Genomic DNA, 14,109 nt, shown 5'->3' on the forward strand with positions numbered 1-14,109 from the left:
CGACGCGCGCCGACGGATTCCGATTTTTTATCCTTTTCCGTGTCTGATGCTAATGCCTGTCGGGACAACGACACGCGTAAATCAACGACTTAAAGCGCATCGCACGATGCGCTTCAGTCACCGCACCGTAGGCGCGCAGAAGGTGCCGTTTCTCTCAAGGCAGGTGTAGCTTGCCCCGAAATGCGACTGCGCCCCGCCGCCGCCCTCGTGCACCACGACCGCCGAAAACGTGATCGCGAAGATCGCCGCAAACAGCGTGATGATGCTAAAGCGTCTTGCCAGAATATAGATGTTCATCCCCTTGTCCCCGATACGCAACTCTATCGTGACAAGAGTTTTGGCATGCGATGGCTGAACAAGTGCTGAGATGGCGGTTCATCAGCCGTTCAGCTTACCGGACAGGCTCGGCTAGGTTGCGGAGTGGATTAGAAGGGTTCGCCGGGCAAATTCGACGCCATTCAACTTCGCCGGCTGTCGTAGCGGAGGAGACCGCAAAGGGCTTCGAAGCATGCCGCCGCGTCGGCATGCTTCAGTGTTTGGGGTAATCGTTGCGCAGGCGCCTTATGGCCTCAGAGCCGCGTCCAGGTCTGCGACTTGCAAAGGATCTTCATCACGCAGCCCTGCATCCTCAGCGAGTTGCCGGAAACCTTGCCTGCGCCGCTATAGGTCTTCTCGGCGGCCGGGTCGGTGATCTCGCCGGCATAGCTGCCGCCGGTTCCCGCGAGTGTGCCGATCTTCCGGCCGGCATATTTACCGGTCTTCAGCGTCACGCAATAACTGCCGCCGCAGGATGCGATCACCGCCGTATCGCCGGCGGCCGTCTTCCAGTTGCCGACGATCGGCTCCTCGGCATGCGCGATACCCGCGATCATTGCGATGGCGCCTGCGAGAACGAAGCTGCGGATCATCTTTTCCTCCATGATGTCCTAGATCGGCCGCGAAAATAACTGACGCGAACGTAAAGGTAAATAAGCCCGATCGCTGTTCTGCGGATCGGGGCAAAAACAGGAGAAAAAAGCCATGCGGCGAGCTTGTAAAGATATCGCCTGCTGATTTCATGATGAACGATCCCTTTATTTTCAAATCTGAATCTTTCGTAAAATTCGAGCGAAAATCCTTAATTCGCAAGGGATCTGATGTTTAACAAAAATCCAAATTTACCAAGCATTTGCACTTTGTTTGTCTAGAATTAATCATGCATTTTAGGCGTTTTTTGAAAGCCGTTTGGCATAGTGAACCCATCAAACGAGCGGGGCAAACTCGCCGGACCGCAAGGGCCACAAGCCGCGATAGACGGCAAGGCCCAGAGGTAAAACAGGGTAAGTCATAAACAGGCTAACAGGGATAAAACCGATGGCACGCTTTGAAATGCACAATGCTGAAACGGCCACCATGGGTGGCGACAACAGCGCCGATGTCTTCTGCGAAATGGGTCTGATGTATGCGACCGGCCGCGGCTGCGAAGTCGATCTCGTCTCAGCCCACAAATGGCTGAACATCGCCGCAATCAAGGGCAACGATCGCGCCGCCGAGCTTCGTGCCGACGTGGCCGCCGCCATGGACAAGATGCAGCTCGCAGCAGCACTGCGCGCCGCCCGCGAGTGGATGACGGTCCACTAAAACCGTCTCCGATCAGAATTCGACAAGAGCAGCAATAACAACCTCAAAAAGAGGGGGCTGGCGGGGCGCTTTCGACGGGGCCGACGCCGGGAGAAGAGAACCGCGACCGGATTTCCTCCACCGGCCGCGGTTCTTCTGTTTTCTCAGCCGATCTTTTTCAGGACCTGCGGCAGCGCCTCTTGGAGCAGCGCCATATCAGCTTCCGGCCCGACGCTGATGCGGATGCAGAGGTTGAGCGGCGCCACACCCGGCATGCGGATGAAGACGCCGTGCTCTATCAGGCCGTCGACGATCGCCCTGGCATAAGCGCCGTCACGCCCGGCGTCGATCGCCACGAAATTCGTCGCCGAGAGCAGGGGGACGAGACCGTTCGCCCGGGCGATGCCGGCGATCCGCTCCCGCGCTGCATGGATTTTCCCGACCACCTCGGCAAGATAGGCTTGGTCCTTGAGGGCGGCGAGCGCTGCGGCCGTTGCCAGCCGGTTCATGCCGAAATGATTGCGGATCTTGTCGAACGCCTGCGCCGTGCCTGCTGTCGAGATCACATAGCCGGTGCGTGAGCCGGCAAGTCCGTAGGCCTTGGAGAAGGTGCGGGTGCGAACGACGTTCGGCAGCTCTATCAGCGAGGAGATCGACGGCAGCGAACCTGCCGGCCCCGTCTCGCTATAGGCCTCATCGAGCACCATCAGCGTCGTCTCGGGCAGCGAACGGGCGAAAGCGACGATGCTTTCGGCATCCCACCAGCTGCCCATCGGATTGTCAGGATTGGCGAAATAGACGAGCGGCGCATTCTCGCGCTTGACGGCATCGAGCAGGCCGTCGAGATCCTCGCGGTCGTTTGCGTAGGGAACGGTCACCAGCCGGCCGCCGAAACCGGCGACGTGGAAATTGAAGGTCGGATAGGCGCCGAGCGAGGTAACGACGGGCGCGCCCGGCTCGATCACCAGCCGGACGATCTGGCCGAGCAATTCGTCGATGCCGCTGCCGATGGCGATATTGGCGGCCGAGATACCGAGATGGGCGGCAAGCGCTTCCCGGAGCGCGAAATTCTCCGGATCGTTGTATTTCCAGATATTGTCGGCCTCTTCGCGCATCGCTGCAAACACGGAAGCGGCTGGGCCGAAGCCGTTCTCATTGGCGCCGATGCGCGCCGAAACGGCAAGCCCGCGCTGGCGCTCGATCGCCTCGGGGCCGACGAAAGGAACTGTGGAAGGCAGGGCGCTGGCAAGAGGTGTGAAGCGCGAAAAGGCGGACATGCGACGGCAGTTTCCCGGATATAATGACAATTGGCGAAACAATAGGCCCGGGCACGGCCAACGCAAGCAAGATTATTTCCGCAACGACTCGGCCTGTTCAGGCGCGGAAGATCGGCGCACGCCGAGCGGCAATTGCTTCCATGTTGCCGACAAGGAAATCGGTGCGGACGACGCGGCGCAGAACCTCGGGGTCCATGATGTTGATGAACCGCACCCCGATGCGTTCCTTATGGCGATAGACCTCGGCGCAGCCGATCCGATAGGCGAGGCCAAGAATGTTGAGATAATAATGCTTTGGCAGGCCGGCCGTGGTCGAGACGATGAAGGTGGCGCCGCCCTGGGAGATATCGATGATCTCGGCACTTCGCATGGAGACGCCTGTGAGGCATGGCCGGACGGCGACGATGCGGGCTGGCCGTTTGACGCTGAATTCTTCCCAGCGCAGGTCGTAGACAGCGGACTTGACCGTGGCAAGGTGTGTAGCGCGGAGCATAGTCATTCACATTCTCCGTCAGTCAGGACGCATTGGGGGTTTATCTCAATCAAGCTGACCTTGATCTCATTCAGGCTGGCTTGATCGAGCAACTGGTCTTGATCCCAACCAAGGTCACATGAATGTTTTGCACATTCGTCAAATATAAAATTACAATTTTAACGAGTTCAAACTTTGTTCCCAAGCGGGACGCCTTCATGTTCATTATCGGGACGCGGTTTCCATCCCTGGGCTCAAGTCTCAGCCAAAAAATCTGACGGTAAGATATCCGCCGGCGGCGGTCAGCGCTGTCAGAGCCGTGCCCCAGGCCATGTCGACCAGGCTCATGACGACTGGCCAGTTGCGAAGCGTGGCAAGATTGGTGACGTCGTAGGTGCTATAGGCCGCCAGTCCCAGAATGGCACCGTGGAGAAACGCCGTGGCGATCGAGCCTGTCGATAGCGCCGGCAGCACGGCAAGCACAATCACTGCGGCGGCGAAGAACAGATAGAACAGCGCGGCGACCGCAAGATTGGGCGAGGGCAGCATCAGTGCTCCCAGTTGGTCGCGGTAGAAGTTGCGGGCGATGAGGCCGAGCCATATCCCGTCGCAGATGAGAAGGGTGAGAAAGGTGCCGGCATAGGCGAGCAGTGATGTCTTCATCGTCAATCTCCCGAACCTGGCCTTTTTACGCAGCAAGGGCCGGCCGGATCGCCGCCCCGTTCGATTTCGGCGCAATTTTCCCGAACTCTTTCAAAGGCCGAGCGTTGTGCCTTGATCGATGAAGCACGGCGCGCTTCGAATGACGACAGCGAGGAGTTGAAGATGACTGATGTCAAAATCCCTTGGGAATCATGGGTCGTGGTCTGCGATGGAGCCAAGGCTCTGATCATGCAGAATGCCGGCGATGCCCAACTGGTGAACCTGAAGGTGCTGGAAACCCTGACGCAGCCGAGCGCGCCGGATCGCGAGATTGGCGCCGATAAGCCTGGCCGAACCCATGCTGCAGACGGACTGAGCGGCAGCGCTGTCGAGGAGACCAGTTGGCAGGATCAGGCCGAAGCCGAATTTCTGAAACAGGTGGCGGGAAAGCTCGACGAGTTGGTGCAGGAAAAGAAGGCCCGTCGCATCGTCCTCGTTGCACCGCCGAAGGCGCTTGGCGCGCTGCGGCCGGCACTCCGCGCCGATACGCTGGCGGTGATCACCGCGGAAGTGGCGAAAGACTATACCAATATGCCGGTCGACGAGATCGAGCGGCATCTCGCCGCCTGAGCCGTTAGCGCAATTCCAGGAAAAGTGTGAAGCAGTTTTCCCAGGCAAAGCGCGAAAGCGGTTTTGCCGGGAATTGCGTAGAAACAGAAGGATAGAGCGGTTACCGCTCTAGCGGCAAGCCGAGGAAACGCGGGTCGAGGGGCCCGCGTTTTCGTGTCATATCGAGGGCCTCTGCCCGGCAAACAGCTCTTCATGATCGGCAAAGAGCGCCACCAGGCGGTCGATGACGATCCTGACCTCCGGCCGTTGCCGTTCGTCGTCATGCGCAACGATCCACATCTCGTAAGTCAGCTCGTCGATCACAGGCCCGGCGCGGACGAGCCTGCGCTCCTGATCGCCGATGAAACAGGGGAGCACGCCGCGGCCGGCACCGCCGCGGATGAGGTAAAACAGCATATGTGGCGTATTCGTCCAGCTGGTGATCCAATAATCCGGCTGTTCGAAAGTCCATTTGTCGGCGGGCGTGATCGCGGTATCGGTGCCGAGCGAGATCCAGTTGCAATTCGTCTCGTCATAGCCGGCCGCCTGATAGGCCGCATGCGCCACCTTGACCGACCGGCGGATCGCGACGTTGCCGCTCTCCGGCCGGCTGTGGCGAATGGCGATATGCGCCTCGCGATAGGTGAAATCGACGCTCGTGTCGCAGGTCTTGTAGCACATGCGGAAGCTGTCCTTCGGCGTCCAGACGCTTGCCAGATGGTCGGCGACGAAGCGCGAGGTCCAGCTGTCGGCGGCCGTCGAGACGATCGGCAGCGTCAGCACTTCGCCGCGCCAGTCGGAGATCGCACGCGCCGCATCCTGCATCAGCCGGACGCGATCGAGCAGCTCTTGCCCGTCCTTGGCCAGAAGATAACCGGTGGGGCCGCGGCTGAACAGCGAGCGGCCGGTCACCCGTTCGAGCGCCAGCATGCGCCGGCCGATCGTCGGCGCGCTGAGCCCGGTGCGCTGAGCCGCCGCCGACAGCCCGCCGCCGGTCGCGACATGGAAGAAAAGTTGCAGGTCGTCCCAGCTCGCATCTTTCATGGATGAAAACCCCCTTTCCTCAGCGCCTCTACATCGGAAGGGCGCGAAGGCTTAGCTCAAGTGCTCCAGGAAATAGATGGAGGATGAAGCAATGGATCTCAACTGGGTTGTTCTCTTCAGGGAAATCGAAATCCGCAATCGGCGGATCCGCCGCGGTCCCTTGGCCGATCCGCTTGCCGACCCGCTTGATCGTCCGGAATGGCGCGGATTTCTCTGGGCCGTTCCGATCATCGCGCGTCTCGCCGCAAGACGGAGCGGCGAAACAAAGGCGACGTGCCGCGATGATTCGCGGATCGGAAAAAGCCTCAGGTTTCGAAGTTCAATCGCAACACGTGGTGCAGGAATTCCGGATTGATCAGCATGTTGAAGCTGATCGTCACCAATTCGCCTTCACGTTTGACCACGGTTGCGCCGATCTCGTCATGGATGCCGAGGATTTCGAGGAAGAAATGGCTCGGCATTTCCAGGTTTGGGCTGACTTCGAGCAATGCGCCGGCAAGCGTGATCGTGCGGATCAGGCAGCGCACCTGCGTTCCGGTGCTGAGGTGATGGCCGACGAAGATGATGTTGCCGGGCCTGTCGAGATTGAATTCCCTGTAAGCACGTTCCGGCTTGGGGTGTTCTGTGTCGAGGTGCATCTGAAAGGCCCTTTTAGCCTCCGCTTGTTATACGACAGGATATTAGCGGAAGAATGCTGACACTTGCTGAAGAACGTCGTTAAGATTGAATGCTTCTATGAAATCTGCGGGAAAATCGCACCGATTTCGCGCAGTTTTGCCCCAAAGTTGCGCATTCCTGGCGCATCTGCGCCATTCTTGACATGTCGGCGGCGTTCGCGCATACAAAGGCCGGTTCGAGGCACCGGCCGCTCGCGGATGAAAATCCATGGTGAAGTCTTCGCGATCATGGTCACGGCCCCTTGTGCATGCTGACTGGCGGCAATGCGAGCTCCCATCCGCAGTCGAAGAGCATGCCTTGCGAAGGCTCACTCCATGACGACGACCTATCCTGCCATTGACGAATTGAAGGCTCAGGCCAGGCGCCTGCGCCAGGCGTTGAACGATCGCGGCACCCCGCTCACCCACAGTGCGGCTCTGGAAATGATTGCCCGCCAGCATGGCGCGCGCGATTGGAATACACTCGCAGCCCTTGCGGCAAAGCCCAACGCCGCTCCGAAGACGCCGCTCTTCGTCGGCGCGCATATTCGCGGCCGTTATCTCAATCAGCCGTTCACCGGCGAAGTTCTGGCGCTTTCGGCCCTGCCGGGCGGCGAGCTGCACAGGATCACCATCCATTTCGACGAGCCGGTGGATGTCGTCACCTTCGAGAGCTTTTCCGCCTTTCGCCGGCGTGTGAACGCGCAGATCGACGCCGATGGCGTGTCGCCGAGGAAAACCTCGAACGGCGTGCCGCATCTGGTGCTCGATCTCTAGAGCATGATGCCGAAAAGTGTGAGCGGTTTTCGGACAACATCATGCTCTCGCTCTTTAATCCAGCTTTCATTCTTTTGAGGCCGTCCGGATCCGCATGACTTTTAAGCCGGATCTGAGCCTGCCTCATATCGCACGGATTTCTCCATGACCGATCTTTCCCAAGGCAATGTCTTTCTCACCGGCTGGCTGCCGGGCGTCTTCATCAAAACGGCGGCACCGATCGTCGCGATCACCACCGTCAACGGCCTGTTCACCGTCGTCGACGCCTATTTCCTCGGCGCCTATGTCGGCCCGGACGCGCTCTCTGCCGTCAGTCTGATTTTCCCCGGGCTGATGCTGCTGATCGCTCTGCAATCGCTGGTCTCCAACGGCATGGCGAGCATCCTCGCCCGCCGGCTCGGTGCCGGCGATCGCCAAGGCGCGCGTCGGGTGTTTGCCGGCGCGCATGCGCTGGCGCTCGCCGTTACCCTTATCCTCAATCTGGTCTACTGGAGCGTGGGCCGGCAGATCATCGGTGCCGGTGCTGCCGGCAATGCCACTGTTGCCCATGGCGCCATGCTGTTCATGGGCGCGATGATCGCCTGTGCGCCGGTCAGCTTCCTCCTGTCGCTGCATCTCGACGGATTGCGCTGCGAAGGCAAGATCGGCTTCATGACGCTGGTGACACTGTCGGCCTCGCTGCTCAATATCCTCGCCAACTGGCTGTTCATGGCAGTGATGCATTGGGGCGTGCTCGGTTCGGCGGTCGGCTCCATCGCATCGCAATTCGTCTGTCTCGCAGCCGTGCTCGCCTATCGCTGGCGCCGGCCGGCGGCACTCAGGCCTTCCCCGGGGTTGGATCTCGCAGAGTGGCGTAGCATCGTCGCCTTCGGCGCGCCGATGAGCTTCGGCTTCATCGGCATATCGTTGGCCTCGGCCGCCATTCTGATCAACGTCTCGCTCTGGAGCATGCATAACTACGTCGCGACGGTGGCCGCCTACGGCATCATCACCCGGATCATGACCTTCACCTATCTGCCGCTGCTTGGACTCAGCATCGCGCTGCAGACGATCGCCGGCAACAATCACGGTGCCGGCCTCGGGCTGCGCGTCGGCCGCAGCCTTAAGATCGCCATGCTCGCGGCACTCGTCTATTGCACCCTGGTGGAGATTGCCGTCGAATTGCTGGCCGGCCGCCTCGGCGCCGTCTTCGTCGCCGATCCGGTGATCATCGCCGAGGTCAGACGAATTCTGCCCTGGACGATCGGCGCCTATTTTCTCTTCGGGCAGATGCTGATCCTGTCGTCCTATTTCCAGTCGATCGGCGATGCGCCGCGTGCGGCGATCTTCGGTCTGTCGCGGCCCTATCTGCTCACCCTGCCGCTCACCTTCCTGCTGCCCTTCGTCTTCGGCGAGCAGGGGATCTGGATGGTGCCGGTCTTTGCCGAGGCAGGCATGTTTATCCTCGCCTTCCTGGTGCTGTCGCAGAACGCGAAACGCCGCGGCTGGCGCTACGGGCTTCTGCCCGTCTAGAGCAATTCCAGCAAAACTGCGCAGCGGTTTGCGTCCGGAATTGCGTAGACAAAGAATAGACGGAAAAGCCGCGCTCCGTAGCGCGGCTTTTGCCAATTGCCAGCTATTCCTTGCCATTCGAAGCGGCAGATGTCGCAGCTTCTGCCTCGTTCAGCGCCTCGGCGCATTCCTGGCAGCAGACTTCGACAGTCTTGCCGCCGAGCTTGACGGTGATGGTCTCCGCGCCGAGTTCGCAGTCGCAGGCAGCACATGTGGTCTTCTTCATCTGGTGATCCTCCTGTTGGTCGTCTCCGGATCGGGACAGGCTCATAAGATCATCGAAGACCGCGTTGCCGCTGTCGAAATCTTTAGCGATCGATGACGACCTCTACCTGCGCCGCAGTTGCGCCGCCCGTTGGAATTCGGCTGGAGTCTGCCCGAAGGACTGTTTGAAGGAAGCGCTGAAATGGCTGTGGCTGGAAAAGCCGAGATCGAGACCGAGCGCCGTCAGATCCTCATACTGGCCGAGCAGATCGAGCGCCCGAGCAAGCCGCAGCCGCAGCTGGTAGCGGTAAAGTGGCGTCGCCTCGACCTGCTGGAAGACCTGGGTGAGATACACGGGCGAGACGCCCACTTCTAAGGCGATTTCCGAAAGCGTCCAGCGCCGCGCGAGATCAGAGGAAAGCACCAGCTTTGCCCGGTCGACGAGTTTCTGTCGGCCGGCGCTGGCGCCCGCCGCATGCGATGTGCGCTCGCCGAGCGAGCGGCGCACCAGCGTCAGCGCCAATATTTCCGCCTCCAGCGTCTCGGCGACGTTGCGCCGCAAACCATGACGCAGGAGCGCGACCAGCGCCTGCGCGCGCGGATCGATCCGCCGGCGCTGACGGCGGAAGGAAAAGGGCGGGCCGGGCTGCGCCTGCTCCTTCGGCGTGAGCTCCTTGAGCATCGATTCGTCGATCGCCAGATCGATGCAGGCATCGCCGCCCTCGATAGGGTGGCTGATCCGATATCCCTGGCCGGCATTGAAGAACAAGACCTGATTGGCTTCGGCCACCGTATCATTGCGGCCGACATGCCGCATGAAGACGCCGCGATAGGGATAGACAAGGCTCGTCCTGTGGGCGCATTCCTCGTCGCTCCTATGACGGCATTCGCCATTGCAGACGATGTCACGAATGGTGACCGTCTTCGTTTTCAGGAGCGGTGCTGTTGAAAACTGCGACATTGCATCTTCCGGGTCAGACAGGCCGCCCGATGAGGCGACCTGGCGGCACAATATCACGCTTAAGTTTCAGTAGCGACTGTAGACATGGACGTCGCTTTCGGTCTGCCCCCTGGAAAGGCCGATATCCTTCAACTGCTCGTCGGACAGCTCCATCAGAGCATTGCAGTTGCGCCGTTCGTTCATTTTTCGCGCCAGCCACTGTGCTGCGGTGACTATAGCAAGGAACAGGCCGGGCCGCATATTGCGGGCCGAGATTGTGGAATTCGAGCTATGCATTGTGATCCTCCATCCGTGTTTGGATGGAGGCAGTGAACCATCAGCGGCAGTTTCGCGCTGTCAGATTATTTAGCGATCGAACGCGACGCTTACGCCTTCAGCAGCCACTCATGCTCGGCGGCATTGTGGAATTTCCAGATCCGCTGCGGCCCGGCCATGACGTTGAGATAATAGAGATCATAGCCGTGGCAGGCAGCGCAGGGATGGTAGCCCTTCGGCACCAGCGTCACATCGCCGTCCTCGATCGCCATCGCCTCGTCGAGCGAGCGGTCGTCGGTGTAGACGCGCTGGAAAGCGAAGCCCTGCGGCGGGTTGAGGCGATGGTAATAGGTCTCTTCCAGGAAACTCTCGTTTGGCAGGTCGTCCTGGTCGTGCTTATGCGGCGGATAGGAGGAGGTATGGCCGCCCGGTGTGATCACCTCGACGACGAGCAGCGAATGCGCCGAACTGTCATCTTCGGGCATGATATTGTTGACATAGCGCACATTCGTGCCCTTGCCGCGTGTCACCTGCGGATGCGTGCCGGGTGGGATTGCCTTTGCCTGATAGGTGCCGCCGCCGGGTGCGGAGCAGACCGCGAGCTCCAGATCGGTCTCCGCCGTCACCGACCAGGTCGATTCCATCGGGATGTAGAGCGCATGCGGCGCACCTTCGAACGGGTTCATCCGGCCGCCGAGCGTGCCGAAATCCTTGGTGCCGGCAGATGCCTTGCCCTTGCCGGTTACCCAGACGAGGCAGACTTCGCGATCGCCCGTCTCTCCCGAGACCGTCTCGCCCGGCTTCATCCGATGCAGATCGAAGCCGACATAAGTCCAGCCGGCATTTTCCGGGGTGACATGCGTGACGCGGCCGTGCGTGCCGGACGGTTTCACCTTGAGATTTGGCATTGGTGTTTTTCCTCGTAAGTTGGCGGGTGCGGCTCCCTCATCCGGCTGCCGTCACCTTTCTCCCCGAGGGGAGAAGGGACATGCCGCGCCCTTCTGTTCCTCTTCTCCCCACCGGGGAGAAGCTGCCCGGAGGGCGGATGAGGGGGCTTCTTGCTCCAGCAGTCCGGAAAGGCGAGCCCCTTGAGGGAGGACGCTCCGGACAACCAGGCTTTACGACCCCTTGGGGAAGCCTTCCGTTTCCACGGTATAGCCCGCAGCCGTCATGACGCGCATCAACTCGGCGTGACCGATCTCGGCCATTTTCTGCGGCGGGGCCTTGCGCGGGTCCTGTTCGGCTTCGACAACGAACCAGCCTTCATAGCCGTGATCGGCCAGCCGCTGGACGATGGCACCGAAATCGAGCGAGCCGTCACCCGGCACCGTGAATGCGCCAAGCGCCACCGCATCGAGGAAGGACTGCCGGCTGCGGTCCAGCCCATCCACGACAGGCTTGCGGATATCCTTGACGTGAACATGGTTGATGCGGGCGTGGTGGTTTTCGATGGCGCGCAGCACGTCGCCGCCGGCAAAAGCAAGATGCCCGGCATCAAGCAGCAGCGGAATACCTTCGCCCGAGTAACGCATGAAGGCGTCAAGTTCCGGCTCGGTTTCGACGACGGCCGCCATGTGATGGTGGTAGGAGAGCGGCATGCCCTGCTCGGCGCACCATTCGCCGAACTGGGTGAGGCGGCGCCCATAGGCCTTCATCTCGTCATCGGAAAGGCGCGGCTTGGTCGCGAGCGGCTTGGAGCGGTCGCCCTGGATTGAGCGGCCCACCTCGCCATAAACGATGCAGGGCGCGGCGACGGCCTTGAACAGTTCGATCATCGGCGCGATGCGGTCCTTGTTGGCGGCAAGTTCCTCATCGACCAGCGTACCCGAGAACCAACCGCCGCACAGCGTGACGTCGGCTGCACGGAGAATCGGCAGCATCACCTCGGGATCGTCGGGGAAGCGGCGGCCCTTTTCCATGCCGGTAAAGCCGGCACCGCGCGATTGCCGCAGGCATTCCTCCAGGGACACGTCATCGCTGAGCTCAGGAAGATCGTCGTTCCACCACGCGATGGGCGACATGCCGAGTTTGGCCTTCATCAACATTCTCCTTAAAAGCATTGCCGAAGAGCCGGGACGCTCTTCCGAGAAATGGTAGCACTACAGCGCCGCGCGTCTTTTCAGACGCGCAAAGGACGCTGTAGCACTTCGAATTGCTGCATAATTTTGTCCTTAAATCGATCCCGATTTAAGGAATTATGCAGTAGATTAGCCGATGCGCTGGGCGGCGCGTGCTTCGACGTAGCCCTTGCGCGCTTCGTTGACCTCTTCGCGCGGGCTGACCTCAGGCACCACGACATCCCACCAGTGGCCGCCGGCCTCCGTGGTGACAAGCGGATCGGTGTCGATGACAAAGACCGAGGTGCGGTCGTTCTTCTTCGAATCGGCGATGGCCTGCTCGAGTTCGGCGATCGAGGCGACTTTGACGGCGATGGCGCCCATGCTTTCGGCATGCGCCCGGAAATCGATTTCCGGCATCACCTCGTGATAGGAGTCCTTCAGCAGATTGTTGAAGTTGGCGCCGCCGGTTCCCATCTGCAGCCGGTTGATGCAGCCGTAACCGCGATTGTCGAGCAAGACGATGTTGAGCTTGAGGCCGAGCATGACCGAGGTGGCAATCTCGGAATTCATCATCATGTAGGAACCGTCGCCGACCATGACGACGACATCCCGTTCGGGACGCGCCATCTTGGCGCCGAGCCCACCGGCGATCTCGTAACCCATGCAGGAAAAGCCGTATTCCATGTGATAGCTGCCCGGCGCCGTCGCCGGCCAGAGCTTGTGCAATTCGCCGGGAAGGCCGCCCGCAGCGCAAAGCACCGTCGTATTCTCGCCGCCGAGCGTGCGCGCCACCGCGCCGATCACCTGCGCATCGGAGGGCAGGGCGGCATTGGTCGTCGCCATCGCCTTGGCCGCGGCCTCCATCCAGACCTTCTTCTCCGCAGCCGCCTTCTCGGCGAGGGCTGCCGGCGCCTTCCAGCCCGAAAGCCCTGCCGAAAGCGCCTTTATCCCTTCGCGGGCATCGGCCACCAGCGGATGGCTGTCGTGCTTCACCGCGTCATAGGCGGCGATATTGAGGCCGATCATCCTGAGTCTGTCGTTCTTGAACAGTGCCCAGGAACCGGTAGTGAAATCCTGGCAGCGCGTGCCGACGGCGATGACCAGGTCCGTCTCTTCGGCGATCGCATTCGCCGCCGACGTGCCGGTGACGCCGACCGAGCCGAGCGCCAGCGGATGGGTCTCGTTGATCGCCGACTTGCCGGCCTGGGAGACGACGACCGGAACGCCGTGCGCCTCGGCAAAGGCGGCAAGCTCCTTCGTCGCCTGCGAATAAAGCACGCCGCCGCCGGCAATGATCACCGGCTTCTGCGACGCCTTGATCAGTGCGATGGCATTCGCCAGCTCGTCCGCATCCGGCTGCGGTCGGCGGGTCGTCCAGACTTTTTCATCGAACAGGCTTTCCGGATAATCGAAGGCTTCTGCCTGAACGTCCTGGCAGAGCGACAATGTCACCGGGCCGCAATCCAGGGGATCGGTCAGGACCTGCATGGCCCGCTTCAGCGCCGTGATGATCTGCTCGGGTCGGGTGATGCGGTCGAAATAGCGCGAAACCGAACGGAAGGCATCATTGGCTGAAACCGTGCCGTCGCCGAAATCCTCGATCTGCTGCAGCACCGGATCCGGCGCGCGGTTGGCGAAGACGTCGCCCGGCAGGAAGAGAACGGGAATACGATTGACATGCGCCACGCCGGCGGCCGTCACCATGTTCAGCGCCCCGGGGCCGATCGAACTCGTGCATGCCATGAAGCGTGTGCGGAAATTCGCCTTGGCATAGGCGATCGCGGCATGCGCCATTCCCTGCTCATTGTGGGCGCGATAGGTCGTCAATTCGCCGCGCACCTGATAAAGCGCCTCGCCGATGCCGGCGACGTTGCCGTGACCGAAGATCGCCCAGACGCCGCCGAAGATCGGCACTTTCTTGCCGTCGACGATCGTCATCTGTACTTTGAGGAAATGCGCGACGGCCTGTGCCATCGTCAACCGTATCGTCTTGCCCATCGGG

Annotated in this window: 19 protein-coding genes; 5 read left to right on the forward strand and 14 right to left on the reverse strand. The window is 60.9% G+C overall.

The features are described from left to right. Positions 1-117 precede the first annotated feature (117 nt). Entirely contained in the window at positions 118-297 is a 180-nt protein-coding gene (locus CUJ84_RS05705; protein WP_027685326.1) for a hypothetical protein, read from the reverse strand. Positions 298-569: 272 nt separating this feature from the next. Next, positions 570-908: a DUF2147 domain-containing protein gene (locus CUJ84_RS05710; RefSeq protein ID WP_003558027.1), complete on the reverse strand. Its 339-nt coding sequence runs from the start codon at positions 906-908 to the stop codon at positions 570-572. Positions 909-1,353: 445 nt separating this feature from the next. Here CUJ84_RS05710 and CUJ84_RS05715 point away from each other — a divergent pair, with 445 nt between their 5' ends. Continuing rightward, the gene (locus CUJ84_RS05715) at positions 1,354-1,620 is read left to right on the forward strand and encodes an SEL1-like repeat protein (RefSeq protein ID WP_018241371.1); all 267 of its coding nucleotides are present in this window, start codon (positions 1,354-1,356) and stop codon (positions 1,618-1,620) included. 143 nt (positions 1,621-1,763) lie between these two features. On the opposite strand, the gene CUJ84_RS05720 is transcribed toward CUJ84_RS05715, so the two are convergent. The 3 genes from CUJ84_RS05720 to CUJ84_RS05730 all read right to left on the reverse strand — a co-directional run bounded on the left by CUJ84_RS05720 (position 1,764) and on the right by CUJ84_RS05730 (position 4,011). Then, positions 1,764-2,876, reverse strand: coding sequence for a pyridoxal phosphate-dependent aminotransferase (locus CUJ84_RS05720; protein WP_105005530.1), 1,113 nt, complete (start codon positions 2,874-2,876; stop codon positions 1,764-1,766). A gap of 97 nt (positions 2,877-2,973) precedes the next feature. Further along, complete coding sequence (locus tag CUJ84_RS05725) at positions 2,974-3,375, reverse strand: pilus protein PilZ (RefSeq protein ID WP_003558031.1); 402 nt, start codon at positions 3,373-3,375, stop codon at positions 2,974-2,976. Positions 3,376-3,609: 234 nt separating this feature from the next. Then, positions 3,610-4,011 carry a DUF2177 family protein gene (locus tag CUJ84_RS05730; protein ID WP_105005531.1) on the reverse strand — a complete coding sequence of 134 codons (402 nt, stop codon included), beginning with the start codon at positions 4,009-4,011 and terminating at the stop codon, positions 3,610-3,612. A gap of 162 nt (positions 4,012-4,173) precedes the next feature. On the opposite strand from CUJ84_RS05730, the gene CUJ84_RS05735 reads away from it, so the two are divergent. Beyond that, positions 4,174-4,620 carry a host attachment protein gene (locus tag CUJ84_RS05735; RefSeq protein WP_105008096.1) on the forward strand — a complete coding sequence of 149 codons (447 nt, stop codon included), beginning with the start codon at positions 4,174-4,176 and terminating at the stop codon, positions 4,618-4,620. Positions 4,621-4,776: 156 nt separating this feature from the next. On the opposite strand, the gene CUJ84_RS05740 is transcribed toward CUJ84_RS05735, so the two are convergent. Further along, a complete protein-coding gene (locus CUJ84_RS05740; RefSeq protein WP_105005532.1) occupies positions 4,777-5,643 on the reverse strand; it encodes a LysR family transcriptional regulator in 867 nt (288 codons plus the stop codon). Between the two features lie 91 nt (positions 5,644-5,734). Between CUJ84_RS05740 and CUJ84_RS38635 the strand changes: the two genes are divergently transcribed. Continuing rightward, complete coding sequence (locus tag CUJ84_RS38635; protein WP_027685318.1) at positions 5,735-5,998, forward strand: hypothetical protein; 264 nt, start codon at positions 5,735-5,737, stop codon at positions 5,996-5,998. Here the strand turns inward: CUJ84_RS38635 and CUJ84_RS05750 are convergent. Both CUJ84_RS05750 and CUJ84_RS05755 read right to left on the reverse strand, forming a co-directional pair. After that, positions 5,949-6,281 (reverse strand): hypothetical protein, encoded by a 333-nt coding sequence (locus tag CUJ84_RS05750; protein ID WP_003558042.1) that lies wholly within the window; start codon positions 6,279-6,281, stop codon positions 5,949-5,951. The genes CUJ84_RS38635 and CUJ84_RS05750 overlap by 50 nt on opposite strands. A 95-nt stretch (positions 6,282-6,376) precedes the next feature. After that, positions 6,377-6,550 carry a hypothetical protein gene (locus CUJ84_RS05755; RefSeq protein ID WP_158686906.1) on the reverse strand — a complete coding sequence of 58 codons (174 nt, stop codon included), beginning with the start codon at positions 6,548-6,550 and terminating at the stop codon, positions 6,377-6,379. Between the two features lie 85 nt (positions 6,551-6,635). On the opposite strand from CUJ84_RS05755, the gene CUJ84_RS05760 reads away from it, so the two are divergent. Beyond that, the gene (locus CUJ84_RS05760) at positions 6,636-7,076 is read left to right on the forward strand and encodes a glyoxalase superfamily protein (RefSeq protein WP_105005534.1); all 441 of its coding nucleotides are present in this window, start codon (positions 6,636-6,638) and stop codon (positions 7,074-7,076) included. Between the two features lie 144 nt (positions 7,077-7,220). After that, entirely contained in the window at positions 7,221-8,588 is a 1,368-nt protein-coding gene (locus tag CUJ84_RS05765; RefSeq protein WP_105005535.1) for an MATE family efflux transporter, read from the forward strand. 103 nt (positions 8,589-8,691) lie between these two features. Here the strand turns inward: CUJ84_RS05765 and CUJ84_RS38245 are convergent, their stop codons facing one another. The 6 genes from CUJ84_RS38245 to iolD form a co-directional block, all read right to left on the reverse strand. Continuing rightward, a complete protein-coding gene (locus tag CUJ84_RS38245; RefSeq protein ID WP_018447363.1) occupies positions 8,692-8,853 on the reverse strand; it encodes a hypothetical protein in 162 nt (53 codons plus the stop codon). 102 nt (positions 8,854-8,955) lie between these two features. After that, positions 8,956-9,792 (reverse strand): helix-turn-helix transcriptional regulator, encoded by an 837-nt coding sequence (locus tag CUJ84_RS05770; protein WP_105005536.1) that lies wholly within the window; start codon positions 9,790-9,792, stop codon positions 8,956-8,958. A gap of 66 nt (positions 9,793-9,858) precedes the next feature. Continuing rightward, positions 9,859-10,068, reverse strand: a complete 210-nt coding sequence (locus CUJ84_RS05775) for a DUF1127 domain-containing protein (protein ID WP_105005537.1) — start codon at positions 10,066-10,068, stop codon at positions 9,859-9,861. Between the two features lie 89 nt (positions 10,069-10,157). Then, positions 10,158-10,955: a 5-deoxy-glucuronate isomerase gene (gene iolB / locus CUJ84_RS05780; protein ID WP_105005538.1), complete on the reverse strand. Its 798-nt coding sequence runs from the start codon at positions 10,953-10,955 to the stop codon at positions 10,158-10,160. A 210-nt stretch (positions 10,956-11,165) separates the two neighbouring features. Continuing rightward, positions 11,166-12,086 (reverse strand): myo-inosose-2 dehydratase, encoded by a 921-nt coding sequence (gene iolE, locus CUJ84_RS05785; RefSeq protein WP_105005539.1) that lies wholly within the window; start codon positions 12,084-12,086, stop codon positions 11,166-11,168. Positions 12,087-12,254: 168 nt separating this feature from the next. After that, on the reverse strand, positions 12,255-14,105 hold the full coding sequence (iolD, locus tag CUJ84_RS05790; protein ID WP_105005540.1) for a 3D-(3,5/4)-trihydroxycyclohexane-1,2-dione acylhydrolase (decyclizing): 1,851 nt from the start codon (positions 14,103-14,105) through the stop codon (positions 12,255-12,257). Positions 14,106-14,109: the final 4 nt, after the last annotated feature.

Origin of the sequence: Rhizobium leguminosarum (genome assembly GCF_002953715.1) — a bacterium.
GTDB classification, from domain to species: Bacteria; Pseudomonadota; Alphaproteobacteria; order Rhizobiales; family Rhizobiaceae; genus Rhizobium; species Rhizobium leguminosarum_V.

Coding starts and splice junctions, on each gene's coding strand:
- iolD (WP_105005540.1), bottom strand. CDS start 14,105: ATGGGCAAGACGATACGGTTGACGATGGCACAGGCCGTCGCGCATTTC.
- CUJ84_RS05730 (WP_105005531.1), bottom strand. CDS start 4,011: ATGAAGACATCACTGCTCGCCTATGCCGGCACCTTTCTCACCCTTCTC.
- iolE (WP_105005539.1), bottom strand. CDS start 12,086: ATGAAGGCCAAACTCGGCATGTCGCCCATCGCGTGGTGGAACGACGAT.
- CUJ84_RS05755 (WP_158686906.1), bottom strand. CDS start 6,550: ATGATCGCGAAGACTTCACCATGGATTTTCATCCGCGAGCGGCCGGTG.
- CUJ84_RS05765 (WP_105005535.1), top strand. CDS start 7,221: ATGACCGATCTTTCCCAAGGCAATGTCTTTCTCACCGGCTGGCTGCCG.
- CUJ84_RS05710 (WP_003558027.1), bottom strand. CDS start 908: ATGATCCGCAGCTTCGTTCTCGCAGGCGCCATCGCAATGATCGCGGGT.
- CUJ84_RS05720 (WP_105005530.1), bottom strand. CDS start 2,876: ATGTCCGCCTTTTCGCGCTTCACACCTCTTGCCAGCGCCCTGCCTTCC.
- CUJ84_RS05750 (WP_003558042.1), bottom strand. CDS start 6,281: ATGCACCTCGACACAGAACACCCCAAGCCGGAACGTGCTTACAGGGAA.
- CUJ84_RS05775 (WP_105005537.1), bottom strand. CDS start 10,068: ATGCATAGCTCGAATTCCACAATCTCGGCCCGCAATATGCGGCCCGGC.
- iolB (WP_105005538.1), bottom strand. CDS start 10,955: ATGCCAAATCTCAAGGTGAAACCGTCCGGCACGCACGGCCGCGTCACG.
- CUJ84_RS05725 (WP_003558031.1), bottom strand. CDS start 3,375: ATGACTATGCTCCGCGCTACACACCTTGCCACGGTCAAGTCCGCTGTC.
- CUJ84_RS38635 (WP_027685318.1), top strand. CDS start 5,735: ATGGATCTCAACTGGGTTGTTCTCTTCAGGGAAATCGAAATCCGCAAT.
- CUJ84_RS05760 (WP_105005534.1), top strand. CDS start 6,636: ATGACGACGACCTATCCTGCCATTGACGAATTGAAGGCTCAGGCCAGG.
- CUJ84_RS38245 (WP_018447363.1), bottom strand. CDS start 8,853: ATGAAGAAGACCACATGTGCTGCCTGCGACTGCGAACTCGGCGCGGAG.
- CUJ84_RS05740 (WP_105005532.1), bottom strand. CDS start 5,643: ATGAAAGATGCGAGCTGGGACGACCTGCAACTTTTCTTCCATGTCGCG.
- CUJ84_RS05705 (WP_027685326.1), bottom strand. CDS start 297: ATGAACATCTATATTCTGGCAAGACGCTTTAGCATCATCACGCTGTTT.
- CUJ84_RS05735 (WP_105008096.1), top strand. CDS start 4,174: ATGACTGATGTCAAAATCCCTTGGGAATCATGGGTCGTGGTCTGCGAT.
- CUJ84_RS05770 (WP_105005536.1), bottom strand. CDS start 9,792: ATGTCGCAGTTTTCAACAGCACCGCTCCTGAAAACGAAGACGGTCACC.
- CUJ84_RS05715 (WP_018241371.1), top strand. CDS start 1,354: ATGGCACGCTTTGAAATGCACAATGCTGAAACGGCCACCATGGGTGGC.